This window comes from Armatimonadota bacterium (assembly GCA_017303935.1).
Taxonomy (GTDB): domain Bacteria; phylum Armatimonadota; class Fimbriimonadia; order Fimbriimonadales; family Fimbriimonadaceae; genus JAFLBD01.
Map to the genome: position 1 here is coordinate 211,937 of JAFLBD010000001.1, position 17,787 is coordinate 229,723.

The window sequence follows — 17,787 nt, forward strand, 5'->3', positions numbered from 1 at the left end:
TCGAATGAGTGGGACATTAAACCGATGTTGAAACGTTGGATATCTTTGGGGGCTGTTGCGATCGCTATGTTGGGCGCAACCGGTATTGCCTCTGCGTCTATTCAAATCCCCGATGTGGCGATTGAAAAGGCACTGTCAAGTTCTCAGTTCAAAGTGACTTTCTCGTACTCGACTGCAAAGTTGGTCGAATTGAAGGTCAATGGAATGAGCGTGGGCACGCGAGTCGTGAATGGCGAGCTTGAGGGTTCGGCAAACTTCCGAATCGATCAAGCCGTTCTGAACGAAGGGCAAAACAAGGTCGAGGCGCTGGTTTTTGATGCTTCGGGCAAGTTGCTCGGCGTCGAAAACAGCACGATCACGGTCGATCCAGTCACAGACTCTCCAGTCGTGGTCACCATGCCAAAGGCTGGTCAGACAGTTCTCGGATTGGTCAACATCCAGATCGAATTGAAGCGCACTTTCGGAAAGGCATACGCCAGCTTTATGGTGGATGGCGAGTGGAAAGCGCTTCGAAACTTCGAGCCATACAGCTACGTTCTCGACACCGAGAGTCTGTCCAACGGCTGGCACGAAATCCAAGTTTGGGTTGTGGACGAAAACAACACGACCTGGAAGAGCCGAAAGGTACGAATCTTTGTGAACAATCCAGGCGGTCGCACGGATCGAATTGAGACTCCTCCAACTTTGGCAACGGTTCCTCCAGTACCAGCCGTCGCCGATCTGAAGGCGATGGCTCCAACGATCGCGGGCCAAACTGCAAAGCCAGTCGGCACTCGCCCGATGACGGTTACTCCGCCAAAGTCGAGCACGACTTCCGTCAGGTCGCTCACTCCGACCGGCAAGCGAACGGCACCAGTAACGAAGCCTGCAACTGTCAAGCCAGCTACCAAGCCTGTAACAACTAAGCCTGTGACTCAACGCAACAACGGCATCAAGCCGTTGCCAGCGGTAAACAACACTAAGCCTGTAACTACTAAACCGGTTACTACAAAACCTGTTGTTAAGCCAGCGCAAAACGTGACTGCTGCAACTCAAACCGTCCGAATCACTAAGGGCACCCGGGTGAATTACAGCGGTGCGCTCAGCCTCACTTACAATGCACGAGTCGTACAGTTCGACGTTCAGCCACGAGTGACCAACGGTGTCCCATTCACTCCGTTCCGCCACCTCTACGAGGCCGCTGGTGGAAATGTGAAGTGGACTAACGACGACAAGACCGTCCGGGCAACCGGTGCAAGCGATGCCATCACTCTGAAGATCGGCGATAAGACTGCACTTTTGGGTTCCGGCAAGTTGACTCTAGAATACGCTCCGTTCATCGAACGCGGTCGAACCGTGGTTCCACTGAGCTTCATCGGCGAGTCCCTCAAGGTCAAGGTTGACTTCGATCCAAAGAGTGGTCACGTCCTGATCACCAAGAACTAAGTTCAAGCTAAGTTGAACTCAAGAAATGCCCGTTCCAAGTTGGAGCGGGCATTTTTGTGTTTCAGCCCGAAAATCATCTCTAAACATTTCTGGGGCAAGGGCCGATAACTCAACCATAGGAGTCCCTCTTAGAAAGGCTGTAACACACCGTGAGTAACAATAAAGCAGTTGAGAACCGTCAGTACAAGCGCTGGGATATCTTCGAGTATGCCCTGGTGTACAAAGAAGGCGACCAGTCTCCTGAACCCGCGATCATCGTGGACTTGAGTTTGGGCGGAATGCAAGCTCGATCTCGACGACAGTATGAAGCCGGGGAAGTTTGCCTCATTTCGATTACCGACGATGAGAACGAACAGATCACAACCCACGCCGAAGTGCGATACAGCTATCCACTGCAGGGCACCGATTTACACTCGACCGGACTTCGGTTTATGCCAGGCTCCGTCGAACAGCGGGTTGCACTCGTGAACTACATTCACCAGCGGTTCCGCGACGATATTGAATCCATTGCCATTTAAGAACATCCGTCACCTCAAACAGAAAATAGCGGCTGGTCAATGCACCTTGACCAGCCGCTATTTTTCTTTAAGATGTTGTTACTTACAGCCGCAGCCGCCGCAACCGCCGCCGCTTGGGCCATCGCTATCTTCGGTTTTGAACGAAGATCCGCATCCGCAGGAGCTGGTTGCGTTTGGATTTTCAACCTTGAATCCGCCGCCCATTGGGTCGTCGATGTAGTCCACGATCGAACCTTCCATGTATTGAAGGCTCAATGGATCCACGATAACCTTCACCAATTCGGTTTCAAAAACCTGGTCGCCTTCCTCTGGACTGCCGTCGTCTAGTGCCATTCCATATTGGAGGCCAGAGCAACCGCCGCCAGCCACCCAAACGCGCAACTTTGCGTCTGGTCGGGATTCAGCGATCATCAGTTCCTTAAGTTCTGCAGCTGCACGAGAAGTCACGGTAATTGCCATTGTTTCAATTAATTCCTAGAGAGTTCTACGTTCATTTTGACATACCAATCTCTACATTTGAGTATTTATATGATCAAATGACACCAATTTTGAGCCCGAATCGCTTCACTCAGGTAAAAATGAGGCATGAGGCAATGGCCCATTTTGTTGTCGGGATTCGTGGGATTAGGGATTGGCGGGTTAGCCACTTATAACCGGACTGAGCTAAAGCCCGCCCATGTTCCCACTGCGCCAACTGCCGTGTCGACAACTGCGATCCCTGCGATGCAGTCTGTGACGAGCGTCACCAACCTGTACAATTCCATGTGCGCTAAGTGCCACGGTGAACGCGCACAGGGTGGCGGCGGCGGAACGAAGAGCCTGAACACGAAAGAGAAGTTCCTCCAAAAGTACGACAAGATTTTCTTTGATACGATCAAAAACGGCACCGAGGACACGATGGAAGCGTACGGAACGACGCTTACGGACCAGCAAATTTGGGGGCTCGTTGTCCATATTCGAGAACTTCAGGCATCGGCATTGCGTGCCGAGTTCGGTGATCCAAAACCGGTGAATGGAGTTTTTCCTTCAACCTCACATCCCTACAAGGTAGAAACCGTCGTTGATCGGGGCAAGGGGCTGCAAATTCCATGGAGTCTAGACTGGTTGCCGGATGGAACAATGCTGGTTGCAAATCGCCCGGGTGCATTGGTCAAGGTCAAAAATGGGGATGTCATCGCCACGATTGAGGGCACTCCAAAGGTGTATCAAAACGGCCAGGCAGGTTTGATGGATGTCGCCGTACATCCGAATTACTCCAAGAACGGCTGGATTTACCTTAGCTTCTCGGATATCGGCAGGGACAATCCCAGCCTAGGGTTTACCAAGATTGTTCGAGGCAAGCTGGATGGAAACAAGTGGGTGAGCCAGGAGACGATTTTTGAAGCGGACCAGAAGCATTATTCTGGAGGCGGTGTTCACTTCGGAAGTCGAATCGTTTTTGACGGAAAAGGTCACATCTTCTTCTGCAGCGGCGAACGCGGACGCGGACCACTAGCACAAGATTTGTCCCGGCCGAACGGCAAGATCTTCCGCACTTTTGAGGATGGAACTATCCCGCCAGACAACCCGTTTGCAAAATCGCCGAACGGTGAGCTGCCGCAGATCTGGTCTTATGGTCACCGCAATCCGCAAGGGCTTGCACTGGATCTTAGCGGTCAATTGTGGGACACCGAGCATGGCCCTCGCGGTGGTGACGAAGTGAATAAGATCGAGAAGGCAGCGAACTACGGTTGGCCACTGATCGCATTTTCGATCAACTACAACGACGCACCAATGGAAACACCGTGGCCAAAGGCTGGGCAAAATTTCAAACTGCCGGCGTTTCGTTGGTTGCCAAGCATTGGCGCCTGCGGGCTTGATGTCATCAGAGGAAACGCGTTTCCAAAGTGGAAAGGCGACTTGGTCGCTGGCGGGCTCGTCGGACAGAACATCGACCGCATTCGAATGAAGAATGGCGAGTTTGTCGAGCGTGAGGAGCTGATCCACAACATCGGCCGAGTCCGCGATGTCGTTGTCGGACCGGATGGCAACATCTACGCCGCTCTAAACGATCCGGACAAGATCATTCGAATCGTTCCTGCGAGCACGCGCTAACGTCAGACGCAACGAAGGCCTCCTCGCGTGGGAACGAGGGGCCTTGTTGGTGGGGTTTGCTTGCTTTTTGGGGGGAGACTCAGGAGAGAAGTTGTTTAGCCTGTGAGGGCAATCTGATAGATTTCTTCGTGTTCGTTTTCCAAGATGGCACGTACGTTCGGACTCATGACTTCCGCCACTTCTTCTTCGTGATAAACGTAGGTTCGTGCTTGGAACGAGGCGAAGGCAAATCGCATCTGTTCAAGAGATTCGTGGACGCCTGGTCCCGCTTTGGTCATTCGGGTCGCGTCGAGTTCAATTTCAACATTCGAACCGAGTGTTTCAAGGATCGAGGTGATCTCGTCTCTGAGAACTGCACACTCGCCAGCGGTGACATTTCCGCCAAGTCCTGCCTGAATCAATCGGTCTTCTGCGCTAAAGGTTAAAAGGTACATGCCGTGTTTTCTATCCGTCCCCTGGGAGGGTTGGCCCCCAGACGATAGGTGTATGCCACGCCAACCAAACGGCCCACCCAAGGACCTTTACCAGTGCCCAATTTATCGAGTTTTATGACCAGCAGTGTTGTTGCTGTTAGTGCGTTTACCGTCGGCCTAAATGCGGTCAGTACGGTTTCTAGCTAGACGGGTTACGGGGATTTGGGCACGTTTTGAACCTACGATTTCGTGGTACAGTTCCGAGCACATATGGTCGCTGAACAGCATTTTACGTGGCATAGCCCTGCTCTCGGGCAAGAAACTCGGATGAGTGTTTTTGGCGACAAAGGTACGCCACTGATCCTTTTCCCAACGTCAATGGGCGGCTACAACCAGAATATCGACTTCGGTTTGGTGGGTGCGATCTACCCATTTATCGCCAGTGGAATGGTGAAAGTCTATTGTGTTGACGGCATCGACAAGCAGAGCTTTTATAACTACGATGTCCATCCATCGGTGCGAATTCACAACCACAACTGCTACGACAGCATGATTCTCAACGAAGTCGTCGCCAGGGCAAAGCACGAAACGGGTAAGGATCGCGTGATGGTCGGAGGGTGTAGTTTTGGTGGATACCACGCCCTGAACTTCGCTTTTCGGCACCCTTCGGATGTTTGCGAGATGATCAGTATGGGCGGCGCATTCGACATCAAGCAGTTTTTCTACGGCTACTACTCCGAGGATGTCTATTTCAACAACCCTGTGGACTACATGCCAAACCTATCGGATCCATCCTATATCGAGCCGATGCATCGGATGGGCATCGTGCTTGGAACCGGTCACGATGATATCTGCCGAGCAGATAACCATCGAATGGCGCACATTTTGGGTCTGAAAGGCATTCCTCATTGGTGCGATGATCGGCCCGGAGTTGGGCATGATTGGCCCTGGTGGCGAGTTCAACTATTCGATTATTTGAACATCATTTTCAATCGCGGCGGTCATTGATTTTCAAAACCTGAAGTAGATTGCAAGCTTCGAGACCTGAGGAAAATTGATCGCGTTCCAACCATTCTCTATGGGACAACCTAGCAATTGTATGGTGATCCTGTGAGAACGCTGGAACGTCTTGCCGATTCAGGTGAGCGTGGGCAACTCGACAATCGTGAGCTGAAGTCTCCGTCGAGCGCAAATTCACAGAATCCGAATGCATTGGTAGTTTGATCCTAAATCAACTTAGGAAAACAATACGCCATGCTACAAGCCATGCTTGCCGGTGTTGCGAGTATCAAAGCTCAGCAAACCCGGATGAATGTGATCGGAAACAACCTCGCAAACGTTAACACGACTGCCTATAAGGGCGCCCGTGTTACCTTCCAAGATATGATCGCCCAAACGATCCGTGGTGCCAGTCGGCCAAACGGAGCGAGCGGCGGTACCAACCCAATCCAATACGGTCTTGGTGTGTTGGTCGCAGGAACAGACGTGAACTCAGAACAGGGTTCGCTCAGTGCGACGAACCGCCCAAGCGACCTCGCTGTCCAAGGAAACGGTTTCTTTATCGTTTCGAATAGTGAGCGTGTCGCCTACAGCCGAGACGGCGCCTTTGACTTGGACGCGAACGGTGTGCTTGTCCAGCGATCGACCGGTGAGCGATTGGTCGGTTGGGTTGCAGATGAATTCGGCAACATCGATACCAACTCTCCAGTTACTCCGACGAGCTATCTCAGTATTCCGATCGGTTCGCTAGACGCGGTCCAATCGACTACTCGAGCTTCGTTCAAAGGAAACCTCGACGCAGAAGCCGGATCCACAGACAGCTGGTCGGTCGTGCAACGAGTGTACGACACCTTGGGTGGTGCGCATGACATCACTCTGAAGATGTCCAACCGCAATGCTCCTCCTCTTGGCGGTGCCGCAGTTCCTGCGGGTGCTGTCAGTAGCTGGGATTGGGAAGTCACCGAAGGAACGACCGTGATTGGTAACAACGCTTCGACCGGAAACGCCCGACTGTACTTTGATGCAAACGGAAAAATCGTGAATGGAGACGTCCTGGGCAAAGTCACACTCCCAGCAAGTGGTAGTGCGACTTCTTTCTCGGTGGACCTCGACTTCAGCCGATTGAGCCAGCTCAAGGCTGAAAGTAACGTCACACCGTTTGACCAGAACGGTTATCCACCCGGATCGCTGCAAGGCTATTCGATCGGTGGCGACGGAATCGTCACGGGTCTGTTTACCAACGGCCTCACACGATCACTCGGTCAAGTTGCAATGGCGATCTTCTCAAACCCAGGTGGTTTGGAACGAACCGGAAACAACCTCTGGCGAAGCACTGACAACTCTGGTATCCCGGTAACAGGAACGCCGAAAACGGGTGGTCGAGGTAGCATCAATGCGGGCTTCTTGGAGCAGTCCAACGTGGACATTTCCAACGAATTCACCGACTTGATTATCACCCAGCGAGGTTTCCAAGCCAATACCAAAGTCGTTTCAACAGTCGATGAGATGTTACAAGACCTCATCAACATGAAGCGGTAATTCCGTAAGTTGATTTCGTCCCCAGGTTCGCTCTAGAACTTGGGGACGGTTTATATTTTGACCGGGCTATAATGGCCTATGATCTCTTCCGTTCTCGGACTTGCGCTCGCCTTCTCGGCGCCCAATTTCCACTTCGATTCCAACGCGCCGTATCAAAAATCGGTGCCTACGGTTGAATCGATTTTGGGATATGAAGTTGGAGATCGTCACACTGTTTTTTACGATCAAGAACGCGTCGTTCTTGGAATTGCGAAAGCTGCACCAAACCGGGTCAAGGTGCTCGAATATGGGAAGAGCACCGAGGGTAGGCCGCTTCGAACCTTAGCGATTAGCTCTCCACAAAACCTGAAGATGCTTCCGCAAATTCAGAAGAATCTGCAGCAGATAGCAGATACAGGCCGTACCGCCGAAACGGATCGATTTATCAAGTCAGGCCCAACGCTGATCTGGATCAATCAGTGCATTCACGGTGACGAGACAGCATCATTCGAGTCGGCGATGGAGTTGCTCTACAACCTCGCAGCCAGCGAGAGCCCACGTATCACAAAGATGCTCGACAACGTGGTGGTGATGCTAAATCCGGTGTACAACCCGGATGGTCACGAACGTTATGTTGTCGCGTACAACTCACTCCCCACGGGTAATGCAGACCGCGGCGGTTACGATCAGAGCATGCCGAGCGCGTTCTATGGCCGCGCAAACCACTACCGGTTTGACATGAACCGGGATCGAGTCGCCTTGAGCCAGGCTGAAACGCGGCAAGAAGTGGCGCACGTGCTGAAGTGGAATCCGCAAGTTTATGTCGATCAGCACGGCGAAGTCGAAACGTATTTTTTCCCACCAGTACAACAATCGGTGAACGCGAACGCCGACCGAGCGCGGTACGAAAAGTGGACCTCAATCTTTGGAAAGGCGACGGCTTCTGCGTTTGATAAGCAAGGTTGGACTTACTTCATCCGCGATCAGTACGATTTGTACAATGTTTGCTATCTGGATGCCCACGCAACGTTGATGGGCGCGATCGGAATGACCCACGAGACCGATGGAGGGGAAGTTCTGAAGCAACTTCGCTCCGACGACACTCTTCTAACGCTGCGCGATGGAGCGATAAAGCACTTCACTTCCGCCCTTGCTGTCCTAGAGTCTGCTAGCGAGCACCGCCAAGAGCTTTTGTCCTCGTTTGCTGACTTCAAAGATAGAGCAGTTACAGGTAAGCATGCTGGGAAATTCCAGCGCGTAGTTGTTGAATCGGATGACCCACGCGAGTTGATGCGGTTCTCGGCACATTTGGCCAGGGCCGGCATCAAATCCAAATTTGCCGGTGGGAGTTGGAGTCAATCCGATGCGCACGATTACTATTCCAAAACGGTCGGCGCCCGTCAATTCCAATCCGGCTCGTTGGTCATCGACATGGCGCAGTCACAGGGACCTTTCGCAAAGGCGCTCCTCGAACCGGTATCGGATTTTGAACCTGAATTCATTCAGCGACAAATGGCAAAGCTGAAGAACGACAAGCTAGGCAAACCGGATCCAGTTTTGGATTCATTCGAATTTTATGACACGACAGCTTGGAGCCTGCCGTACGCCTATGGGCTGCAAGCAAATTGGTGCGAATCAGCTCCACCTGTTGCCGTGGGTTCGGCTAATCCACCAAAACCTGACACCGCCGATTCTTCTGTCGGCTACGTCTTGCCGTATTCCGACCGCGAAGACGTTTTGTTTGTGAGCCGCCTATTATCCAGCGGAATCAAGGTCTCTCAGAACACGAAGCCGATGAAAGTGGCTGGCAAATCATATGCGGCCGGGACTTTCTTTGTGCTTAGTGCCCGAAACAGCTCCGATGCGATGAGCAAAGTGCAGTCAATGGCAAAGTCGGCAACAGTCGCGCTTGCACCGCTGACGACGAGCTACCCCGACGATGGTCGAGAGGGTCCCGGCAGTGAGAGCATGCGGACACTGAAAGCCCCCAAAGTCGCTGTGTTCATGGGTGGTCCCGGTCAATTAACTGGCGGCGCACTTTGGTACCTGCTGGAACAGGAATGGAAGCTGCCATTCACCGCAATGTCCAACCAAGCCATGAGCAGCGGACTTGAAAAGTTCTCCTCGATCGTGTTACCTGAGGGGGTTTCTGGTTCGACTAGCGGAAAATTGCGCGAATGGGTGCAATCTGGCGGATGCCTCGTTCTGCTGGGCAACCACCGCTGGGCAATGGGCGAATCTGGGTTCTTTGATAACGACTCAGTAGAGGGTGAAGCGAGTCTTCCAGGTCTGTTTGCAAAAGCGGAAATCGACCCGATGAGCTTCTTGGGATATGGCTACAAGCACACCTGGCTGCCGATGCACATCGAAGGTGATAGCTTCAGCAAGGCTCCGAAAAGCGGCTCAGCAGTGCAAACTTCGACCGATGGGGATTCGGTGCTCGTGGGCTGGAAGTGGGATAACACCAATAAAGACCTCCGCGGGATCAGCCTGGTCGAAACCGCTCAAATCGGTAGAGGCAAGGTGGTTTGGTTTGCTCAGGATCCAACTTTTCGGGCGCAATTCCCAGGGTTGGATAAGCTCATTTTGAATGCGATTATCCTTGGCCCGGGTTCGTAGTACGCCCTACATGCCGATCCATCGCTACCAAGAAGAAACGGTGATTGACGCACCGCTGGACCAGGTTTTTGGCTTTTTTGCCGATGCCGCGAATTTGCAAAAGTTGACCCCGGCCTCGCTTCAATTCAAAATTTTGACCCCGCTTCCGATTGAGATGAAGCCGGGCGCTTTGATTGATTACCGCCTCAAGTTGCGCGGAATTCCGATGCAGTGGCGGACCGAAATCACGGTTTGGGAGCCTGGCGTTCGGTTCGTAGACAGCCAAATCAAGGGGCCTTATCGCCAATGGATTCATGAGCATCGATTCCAAGCTGAAGGCGACAAGACCCGAGTGTGGGACACCGTGGACTACGAATTGCCGCGATTGCCTCTGGCCGAGCTTGCACACAAACTGTTTGTTCGGAGCGAAGTTCGGCGCATTTTTGCGTTCAGGGGCGAGGCCATGCGGCAAGCGTTTCCGCCTAAATAACTACTCCGTTCGCCACATCGACCAGAGGTTGGTTTCTTCCCAAACGTCGGTCGGTTCGTGCCCAGCCAGGCGCAGACCGAGCATGATAAGGCCAGCATGCCAGCCCTCGTGCCAGATCATATGCTGCAGGAAGTTGATCGGAGTTTCGTAGCCGCCGCAGGGTGACTCTGGGGTCTTGAGCTTGACGGCGAGGAAGTTTCTGATCGCTTGCTCGCTGGCACGAAGTGCCACGCGAATGGCGTCAATATCCCGGGATGCCCGATAGATATCACCGTCGAGCGTGAACAAACTGGGTAGCCCTAAATTCTCTGTCTCGGCAGCGTTGCTGAGCCAAAAGGTGCGGACTTCAACAATATGCGCGAACTGGATGGCCAGATTCCAGCCATCTTCGGAGGGCTTCACTTCCAAGAGCTCCGGATTCATTAAAGTCAAAAGGTTGTTAATGCAGGCACATTGGCGGTCCCACGAGTTCAAAAGCATCTGGATCATCAGTTCCATTTCTCAAATATAGCAGAAATATTTCTACATGATTGCGATTTCGGGATTTGAGGGGTATAATCCCACGCTGAAAGGTTACGGCGGTGTGCCGTTGTACGGAGCCTCCCACGGGAGTTTGCGTAGAGCGGCAATTCGGCTGAAACCAATCTTCCTCGTTCGACCATTAGCGACGGCGAGGTGAATTTCGAGCGAGGCTTGAAACTAACGAAATGCCACTAGATAAGCAAATTAAATCCCAAGTTATCAATGATAACGCCGTCAAGACCGGAGACACCGGTTCAGCAGAAGTTCAAATCGCCCTATTGCAGGCTCGAATTTTGCAAATTACGGATCACCTCAAGACCCACAAAAAGGACTTTCATAGTCGCCGAGGTCTGTTGATGATGGTGGGTAAGCGACGTCGGCTAGAAGCCTATTTGAAGGCACGAGATATTGAAAAGTATCGTGCACTGATGAAGAAGCTGAACATTCGTGAAGTCAAACCTCGATAGCATTTAGCTAAGAGGTAAACAATGATACAAACCCTGACTATCGAAATTGGGGGCAAGTCCCTCAGTATCGAGACTGGTCGTGTTGCCAAGCAAGCTGGCGGAGCCGTCTTGCTTGGCATGGGTGAGACTGTCGTATTGGCGACAGCCACCATGTCCCGAAACCCTAAACAGGGGATCGATTTTCTCCCCCTCACTTGCGATTTTGAAGAGCGACGCTATTCGATCGGCAAGATTCCTGGAGGCTTTATCAAGCGCGGTGGCCGACCTTCGGATCGCGCAATTCTCACTTCCCGACTGATCGACCGACCGATCCGCCCGTTGTTCCCGAAGGGACTTCGAAACGACGTTCAAGTCATCGCAATGCCGTTTTCGGTTGACATGGAATGTCCGCCAGACGTGCTTGGAATCACCGCTGTTGGTGCCGCGCTGGCCCTGAGCGACATTCCATTTAACGGTCCGGTTGCCGGCGTCCGAGTCGGTCAAATCGACGGCGAATTCATCCTATTCCCGACTTACGAAGAAATGGGCCGCAGCTCCATCGATCTTTGCGTGGCGGGTCACAAGGGTGCCATCAGCATGGTCGAAGCCGGTTCTGACGAAGTCAGCGAAGAGACCATGATCAAGGCGCTCAACTTTGCTCATGAAGCGATTCGAGAGATCTGCGAGCAGGTCGAAGCGTTCGCCAAGAAGTACGGCCGCGAAAAGCGAGAAGTACCACTTTCGCTCATCGACAAGAAGCTGATCGAAGCAATCAAGAAGGGCAGCGAAAAGGATATCGAAAAGGCTCTCTTGAACCCAGACAAGGCGACAAGAGAATCCGCACTTGACGATTTGGTCAAAGAGATCATCGCTAAGTACACCGAAAAGTACGCCGATGAACCTGAAATGCTGGCGCAACTCGCTGAAGCTTCCGACAAGGTCGTCAAAGACACCGTTCGAAAGCTCATCATCGAGCAAGACAAACGTCCAGACGGTCGTGGATTGAAGCAGATTCGATCGCTTGAGGCTCTCGCAGGACTCTTGCCACGAGTGCACGGTTCAGGTCTCTTCACACGAGGTCAAACGCAGGTCCTCAGCATTGCAACGCTGGGAACACCTGGTGATGCGCAATCGCTCGACGGGCTCGAGCCAGATACCGAGAAGCGGTACATGCACTTCTACAACTTCCCACCATATTCGGTTGGCGAAGCAAGGTCAATGCGTGGCCCAGGCCGACGCGAGATCGGACACGGTGCGCTGGCCGAACGCGCTCTCAAGTCGGTGATTCCGCTCAACGACCCGAACTTCCCCTACACCGTTATGGTGATCAGCGAAGTCCTGGAATCGAACGGTTCGACTTCGATGGCATCTGTTTGCGGCTCGACGCTCGCGCTGATGGACGCTGGCGTTCCGATCAAGGCTCCTGTGGCTGGTATCGCGATGGGGCTTATGTCTGACGGCAAGACCTTCAAGGTTCTAACCGACATTCAGGGCATGGAAGACTTCTGCGGAGACATGGACTTCAAGGTCGCTGGAACCCGCGATGGTATCACCGCGCTCCAACTCGACACGAAGCTCGACGGTATCCCAGAAAAGGTTCTCGCAGACGCTCTACGACAAGCCAAGGAAGCTCGATTTGAAATCCTTGACGTGATTGACGAAGCGATCCCAGAACCTCGATCCGAACTCAACGAGAACGCTCCAAGAATCACCACGATTCAGATCAACCCAGAGAAGATCGGTGCCGTCATTGGCCCCGGAGGCGCGACGATTCGAAAGATCACGTCGGAAACCGGAACCAGCATCGACGTTCAACAAGACGGACGAATTCTGGTGGCGGCGACCGATGGCAACGCAGCCAACCAAGCGATCGAAATGATCCGTGGACTCACCGCTTCGCTCGAAGTCGGTATGGAGTTCACCGGAAAGGTCACTCGCTTGATGGGCAAAGGCGCCCTGATCGAGATGCCAGGCGGCAAAGACGGCCTGGTTCCAACCGAGCTGATCACCGTTCCTGCACCACGACGTCCAGACGACGTGATTCAGGTCGGCGATGAACTCACCGTGCGCGTGTACGAAGTAGACGCTCAGGGCCGCGTAAACCTCACCGCGCTCGGTGTGGCGCAATCGCACCCGAATCTCGCCGCAAATGCTGAAGCCGATGGCAATACTCGCCCAACCGGTGGCGGCGATCGTGACCGAGGCGGACGCGGTGGATTTGGCCGAGATCGCGGAGATCGAGGCGGCCGAGACCGTGGAGATCGAGGTGGCTACGGCAACCGAGACCGCGGAGACCGTGGTGATCGGGGAGATCGTGGAGACCGAGGCGACCGTGGAGAGCGCGGTGGACGAGACCGAGATCGATCGGAGACTTCTGATCGAGCAGCAGTCGATGCACCAAGCGTGCCAGATAACCTTCCTAAGAAGGGCAATGGCGACGGTGAAGACTCGTTCAACACTCGATTCCGCCCTCGACGCTAAGCTCGTGCTGGTAGCGAAATGAATGGCCGCTGGAGTTCTTCCAGCGGCCATTCTCTTTATGCGAGAACTTTACAGGACGCCCGGGCCAGTCATCACTTCGTAAGTCGGAGTGATTGCCGCGGCGTTTGGAGCAGTGAACTTGAGATCGAACCGCACGGTAGCTCCGGCGGCGACTGATGGCACCGAAGCGGTCTGATACACCTTTCCAGCAGAAGTCAGACTCGAATCCGTCTTGTTGACCAGCACCACTCCGGAAGGCAGGCTCATTCTTAGCGAAATCGGCCCGGTGATCGAAGAGGCCCCGATGTTGGTCAACACCACAGACATCGAGTACTGTCCACTGTTTGCGTCCAGAACCGGAGTGCTTGCGGACAGGCCAAAAGCGGTGCTAGCCGTTGCAAAACTGAGATTGAATCGCGCGGAGCTTAGCAGCGAAACAGCACTCGTACCAGGGTCGTTTGCGATATTCGATTGCGATGGCAAGAACTGGTTTGACAGCCAAGCGGAAGGTGCCGGACGGCCGCCCAGAGTCCCGCGAAGCGGATCGGTCGAAGCCAAGAAGGAATTCGACTCGCCTGTGGAGCCCAGCCATGCCACGAGATTCATGCCTGTCCCTGAGGTGAGGGTGCCCGAGAATAGCGTCCGAATCGGAATCGCGATCTCGACGCCCTTGGCGGGATCGGTCTTGTTGGCTCGAATGTCGGTCACGAGGCTCGCAGAGAGCGGATTGAGAACTCTCAAATTCGACGAATTGATCTTGTACAATCCGGCCTGCGCGCCAAATGTGAAAGGCGTCACCAATCCTCCCGCGAATGGGGCTTCGGGCACTTGCTCCATCGATGAGTTTCGGAACGCACCTACCATGTAGTCTGCGGCCATTCCTGGCGGCAAGGTGATTCGCGTATTCGAGATGAGGCGAGTTGCTGGTCCAGAATCGTCGTTTAGCGTGCTCAGATCGCGCACGCCAGTGCCTGATCCATCAATATCGATCGCTAGGCCCATACCGTTCACCAGCCCTTCGTTTCCATCGACCCTGCCTGCGAGACCCAGGTAAACATACCGGTCATCGTTCAAGGCATAGAGGCCATCGATCCGGTTCGAGTTCGAGCTCGGATTTCTGAACTGAGTGCTGAGCGGGGAACTCGGGAATTCAGCGAGGTCCCCGTTGATGACGACCTTCGTACCCAATCCGCGGTTGATATAGATAAAGGTGTTGAAGTCGGTGAAGGCTCCCGGATCAGAGCCTGTGTCGGCATACGCGCGAATCTTAAAGAGGTTCAGGCCATCCGGCAGCGCGCTGATGTCCATATTCGGGATTTCGAACACCCCGCCGCCGAGGTTGTCCATCGGGATGCAACCATCTGAAAGTCCTTCTGGCGTGTTCGAAAGTGGCGGCTTGCCCGGTAGAGCCATGCCGTTGTTGATTCGCACGACCGCTCCAGAGGCAGAATCCACGCGGAGCCGAAGCGTGAGCGTGTTGGAGGTCACTGTGGCGGAACTGAACGAACGGCTGGTTGAATACTGGCCGGCGGGCATGGAATTGGTTCCAAAAGCTACTGGCGTCATTCGTGTGCCGATTTGTTGGAACGCTGTTACGCCGGAGCCTGTGACTGGCTTCGGTGTTTTGGGTGCGTACATGACGTAGCCCTTGCCATTATTGGCCTCGGTTGCGCTGTAGTTGCTTGGGATTGTGAGGGTCACCGAGCCTGATGCGCCGACTGTTACATTGGGCCGCTGACCCGAGAGGTCCTCCAAGATGACTCCTGGAGTAAATCCAGAATTGAAAGTTACGGTCTGTGAACTATTATCGCCGCGGCTATTGAGCCCCACGATCATCACTCCGCGACCGTTCACTTGGCGTTCAAAAACGTAACAATTCGACGTTGTGTAGCGATTAACCGTGTAGCCGCGTCCAAACCGGCTGTTGGCATTGACCAGCTTGGTGACGGTGTCGCCGCCATTTCCGAGAGCATCGAATCGCCCCGGCTTAGGGAAGTTGGACCAGTTACCGGGCTGGATGTTGTTGCCGTCGTAATACACTTTGGCGCGACCTGGTCGGCCTAGGATGAACGCATAAGACAGGTTCGATGACGTTGGAGGACCATCGTCGTGGCTCTGCGCAAAGGTGACTCCGAGGTCTGGGCTGAGTCCGCCTTGTTGATAGAAAAGTCCGGTCGCGGGATCTGAGCCGTAGCCACTTGCGAGCGCAGCAGAAAGATCACCAAATCCGTTCGAACTCATGACATTCTTTAAGTTAAAGAACATCGGAAAGTCGAGCAGATTCGTGCCCGTTTTGGCATATTCTCGAAGCTCGTAGGAATTGCTTGAGTAGATCTCGCCGAAGAGGTAAGTGTTGGAATAGGCGGAGAGCACGTTCGGGAAGAGGTTGCCCTTGCTGAAGCCTTGAGACGCGGCTTGATCCGGTGCCCATCCGAAATATCCGGGCGGCATGTGCTTGACAGCATCGATGCGATAGCCGTCGAATCCGATCGAACCGGAGAGCCACTTGACCCACCTTTCGAGGAATTCCCGGACATCCTCAGCGACCGGTGTGTTCGACGGATAGAGCTGTGGAACCGTTGGCTGTCGGACAAAACTCGGCTTGCCCCAAACGTTATTGGAGGCGTAGGCAGGAAGTGTAAACGCGCCAGTTTGAGTGTTGTTGCCGTCTTCTGGCGCGATATCGGCCAGCCCGACAAGATCATGATTCAACATCCCGAACGTAAATGCGGACTCGTTGTTGAAGTTGATTTCCGTGTTGGAAGTGTCCGCTGAAGACTTGATATGGAAGTCCTCAGGGATCATATCCGGGTATTGATTGATCGGGTGATTCGCTCGGTTGGCGTTGTGGTTGATGACCAGATCGCAATAGACTTCAAGGCCGAATCTTTTGGCGACTCGGATGAGCTCTTGGAGTTCTTGCGTTGTGCCGAAGTTGGTTCGAACGGTGTTTTTCTGCAGCCGATCACCAAGATCGAAGCGATCGACAGGATCATATCCCGCGCTAAATCCACCGACGCCACCCTTTACTGGGCTGGGGAGGTAGATCGCAGAGTAGCCGGCTTCCACAACTTCCGGCAGCCGCGCCATGATCGTTTTGTAGTCGGTGGCGAACCATTGAAGGATTGCGCCGCTGCGATACTTTGGAGCCGGACGCTGATAAATTCCAAAATTCGCGGAGTTGTTGTTGTCGAAAAGCGCGTTCGCCTGCCCGGTTTTCGTTCCACGAATATAGAACTGTACTTGCGAGCCTTGTGTCCAAGGTCCGAGGTTCAGTGTCCACCGGGAGTTATTGTTGATGTTTTGCTGAAATGAGAATTCGTATTCTTGTGTAGTCGCCCAGTTATTTGTAGTGACTACGGCGAACACTCGCTGACCAGGTTCGATGGGCCAGGTTTCGGTCACCACGTTCAATTGTTGCCAAGGTTCAAGGAACGACCCGCGGTAGGGAAGCGCGCCTCCGCTTTGCGTCATCCGCGTATTGCCTAGCCAAGATAGAGCATACGTATTCGCGCTACAAAGCACACCACCTAAGGCTAACAACGTTGTGAACCTGAATCTCATGAGGTAACTGGATTATATTAGAAGACTTAGCAATTTGAGCAATGTTCCCACAGGTTCTCGTGCAAAACCCGTACCAGATCGGCTCAAAAAGAGAATCACCCAGCAATATTGCTGGGTGATTCAGGAGTTTGGTTGCCGTACTGAATTAGTTGCCGGCGCCTGGATTGGATGGCAGTGCGCGAACAGCCAAATTGCCTCGCATCACGTTGCCGCCGAATTCAAACACGACTTCTGGAGTGGTGCTGTTTTGTCGTGGCACCACGAATCGTACTCGGATGGTATCGCGTGGATGTTCTGCTGGTGGCTCGACACCTTGAGTTGGATTCCACTTGTCTTCGACACGGACATCTGCTCGGCCTTGGATTTCGCGCCGGCCTTGAGGAGTCATCCGAGTCAAAACGGCTCTTCCACCGAACTCGCAAACGGTGCCAGCGGCATTTACGCCCAGAAATTCTGGCCGCTCAAAAACGATTTTGATGCGGTCATTGGCATTCTCCGCAACGGTGTTGAAGGAAAATCGGCCAACGTTCACGACGGTGTTGTCAGGATTTCGCTTCTTGCCGACTTCATAGTTGAATTCAGCGCGCTTGTTAGCTTGGTTGACTGCGACTCCCTGTCCAAATGAAACGACATAGACTGGCGACTGTGCGATTGCGGTTGCTCCCAAACCTACAGCCAAAATAGTCAAACTCTTATTCAATAACTTCATTGTTTTCACT

14 protein-coding genes are annotated in these 17,787 nt (G+C 53.5%); 9 read left to right on the plus strand and 5 right to left on the minus strand.

All coding sequences use genetic code 11. From position 1 onward, the window contains the following. The first annotated feature begins 24 nt into the window (after nt 1-24). Complete coding sequence (locus J0L72_00985) at nt 25-1,425, plus strand: hypothetical protein (protein ID MBN8689344.1); 1,401 nt, start codon at nt 25-27, stop codon at nt 1,423-1,425. A gap of 149 nt (nt 1,426-1,574) precedes the next feature. Next, the gene (locus tag J0L72_00990) at nt 1,575-1,943 is read left to right on the plus strand and encodes a PilZ domain-containing protein (GenBank protein ID MBN8689345.1); all 369 of its coding nucleotides are present in this window, start codon (nt 1,575-1,577) and stop codon (nt 1,941-1,943) included. 78 nt (nt 1,944-2,021) lie between these two features. Here the strand turns inward: J0L72_00990 and erpA are convergent, their stop codons facing one another. Continuing rightward, nucleotides 2,022-2,402, minus strand: coding sequence for an iron-sulfur cluster insertion protein ErpA (gene erpA / locus J0L72_00995; GenBank protein MBN8689346.1), 381 nt, complete (start codon nt 2,400-2,402; stop codon nt 2,022-2,024). A 126-nt stretch (nt 2,403-2,528) separates the two neighbouring features. Between erpA and J0L72_01000 the strand changes: the two genes are divergently transcribed. Next, nucleotides 2,529-4,037, plus strand: a complete 1,509-nt coding sequence (locus tag J0L72_01000; GenBank protein MBN8689347.1) for a PQQ-dependent sugar dehydrogenase — start codon at nt 2,529-2,531, stop codon at nt 4,035-4,037. Between the two features lie 95 nt (nt 4,038-4,132). Here the strand turns inward: J0L72_01000 and J0L72_01005 are convergent, their stop codons facing one another. Further along, complete coding sequence (locus tag J0L72_01005; GenBank protein MBN8689348.1) at nt 4,133-4,471, minus strand: hypothetical protein; 339 nt, start codon at nt 4,469-4,471, stop codon at nt 4,133-4,135. 249 nt (nt 4,472-4,720) lie between these two features. On the opposite strand from J0L72_01005, the gene J0L72_01010 reads away from it, so the two are divergent. The 4 genes from J0L72_01010 (at nt 4,721) to J0L72_01025 (ending at nt 10,055) form a co-directional block, all read left to right on the plus strand. Further along, complete coding sequence (locus J0L72_01010; protein MBN8689349.1) at nt 4,721-5,458, plus strand: esterase family protein; 738 nt, start codon at nt 4,721-4,723, stop codon at nt 5,456-5,458. 246 nt (nt 5,459-5,704) lie between these two features. Further along, entirely contained in the window at nt 5,705-6,988 is a 1,284-nt protein-coding gene (locus J0L72_01015) for a flagellar hook protein FlgE (protein MBN8689350.1), read from the plus strand. Between the two features lie 78 nt (nt 6,989-7,066). Beyond that, the gene (locus J0L72_01020) at nt 7,067-9,586 is read left to right on the plus strand and encodes a hypothetical protein (protein ID MBN8689351.1); all 2,520 of its coding nucleotides are present in this window, start codon (nt 7,067-7,069) and stop codon (nt 9,584-9,586) included. A 10-nt stretch (nt 9,587-9,596) separates the two neighbouring features. Further along, on the plus strand, nt 9,597-10,055 hold the full coding sequence (locus J0L72_01025; protein MBN8689352.1) for an SRPBCC family protein: 459 nt from the start codon (nt 9,597-9,599) through the stop codon (nt 10,053-10,055). Here the strand turns inward: J0L72_01025 and J0L72_01030 are convergent, their stop codons facing one another. Further along, a complete protein-coding gene (locus tag J0L72_01030) occupies nt 10,056-10,553 on the minus strand; it encodes a DinB family protein (protein MBN8689353.1) in 498 nt (165 codons plus the stop codon). 209 nt (nt 10,554-10,762) lie between these two features. Between J0L72_01030 and rpsO the strand changes: the two genes are divergently transcribed. Continuing rightward, a complete protein-coding gene (gene rpsO, locus J0L72_01035; GenBank protein MBN8689354.1) occupies nt 10,763-11,044 on the plus strand; it encodes a 30S ribosomal protein S15 in 282 nt (93 codons plus the stop codon). A gap of 24 nt (nt 11,045-11,068) precedes the next feature. Next, nucleotides 11,069-13,504, plus strand: coding sequence for a polyribonucleotide nucleotidyltransferase (locus tag J0L72_01040; protein ID MBN8689355.1), 2,436 nt, complete (start codon nt 11,069-11,071; stop codon nt 13,502-13,504). A gap of 69 nt (nt 13,505-13,573) precedes the next feature. Here J0L72_01040 and J0L72_01045 read toward each other — a convergent pair whose 3' ends face one another. Both J0L72_01045 and J0L72_01050 read right to left on the minus strand, forming a co-directional pair. Then, nucleotides 13,574-17,068, minus strand: a complete 3,495-nt coding sequence (locus J0L72_01045) for a hypothetical protein (protein ID MBN8689356.1) — start codon at nt 17,066-17,068, stop codon at nt 13,574-13,576. Between the two features lie 145 nt (nt 17,069-17,213). Continuing rightward, a complete protein-coding gene (locus tag J0L72_01050; GenBank protein ID MBN8689357.1) occupies nt 17,214-17,777 on the minus strand; it encodes a hypothetical protein in 564 nt (187 codons plus the stop codon). Nucleotides 17,778-17,787: the final 10 nt, after the last annotated feature.

What these genes read in the sequence shown, in the direction of transcription:
- J0L72_00985 (MBN8689344.1), top strand. Translation starts at nt 25, where the DNA reads ATGTTGAAACGTTGGATATCTTTGGGGGCTGTTGCGATCGCTATGTTG.
- erpA (MBN8689346.1), bottom strand. Translation starts at nt 2,402, where the DNA reads ATGGCAATTACCGTGACTTCTCGTGCAGCTGCAGAACTTAAGGAACTG.
- J0L72_01000 (MBN8689347.1), top strand. Translation starts at nt 2,529, where the DNA reads ATGAGGCAATGGCCCATTTTGTTGTCGGGATTCGTGGGATTAGGGATT.
- J0L72_01005 (MBN8689348.1), bottom strand. Translation starts at nt 4,471, where the DNA reads ATGTACCTTTTAACCTTTAGCGCAGAAGACCGATTGATTCAGGCAGGA.
- J0L72_01010 (MBN8689349.1), top strand. Translation starts at nt 4,721, where the DNA reads ATGGTCGCTGAACAGCATTTTACGTGGCATAGCCCTGCTCTCGGGCAA.
- J0L72_01015 (MBN8689350.1), top strand. Translation starts at nt 5,705, where the DNA reads ATGCTACAAGCCATGCTTGCCGGTGTTGCGAGTATCAAAGCTCAGCAA.
- J0L72_01020 (MBN8689351.1), top strand. Translation starts at nt 7,067, where the DNA reads ATGATCTCTTCCGTTCTCGGACTTGCGCTCGCCTTCTCGGCGCCCAAT.
- J0L72_01025 (MBN8689352.1), top strand. Translation starts at nt 9,597, where the DNA reads ATGCCGATCCATCGCTACCAAGAAGAAACGGTGATTGACGCACCGCTG.
- J0L72_01030 (MBN8689353.1), bottom strand. Translation starts at nt 10,553, where the DNA reads ATGGAACTGATGATCCAGATGCTTTTGAACTCGTGGGACCGCCAATGT.
- rpsO (MBN8689354.1), top strand. Translation starts at nt 10,763, where the DNA reads ATGCCACTAGATAAGCAAATTAAATCCCAAGTTATCAATGATAACGCC.
- J0L72_01045 (MBN8689356.1), bottom strand. Translation starts at nt 17,068, where the DNA reads ATGAGATTCAGGTTCACAACGTTGTTAGCCTTAGGTGGTGTGCTTTGT.
- J0L72_01050 (MBN8689357.1), bottom strand. Translation starts at nt 17,777, where the DNA reads ATGAAGTTATTGAATAAGAGTTTGACTATTTTGGCTGTAGGTTTGGGA.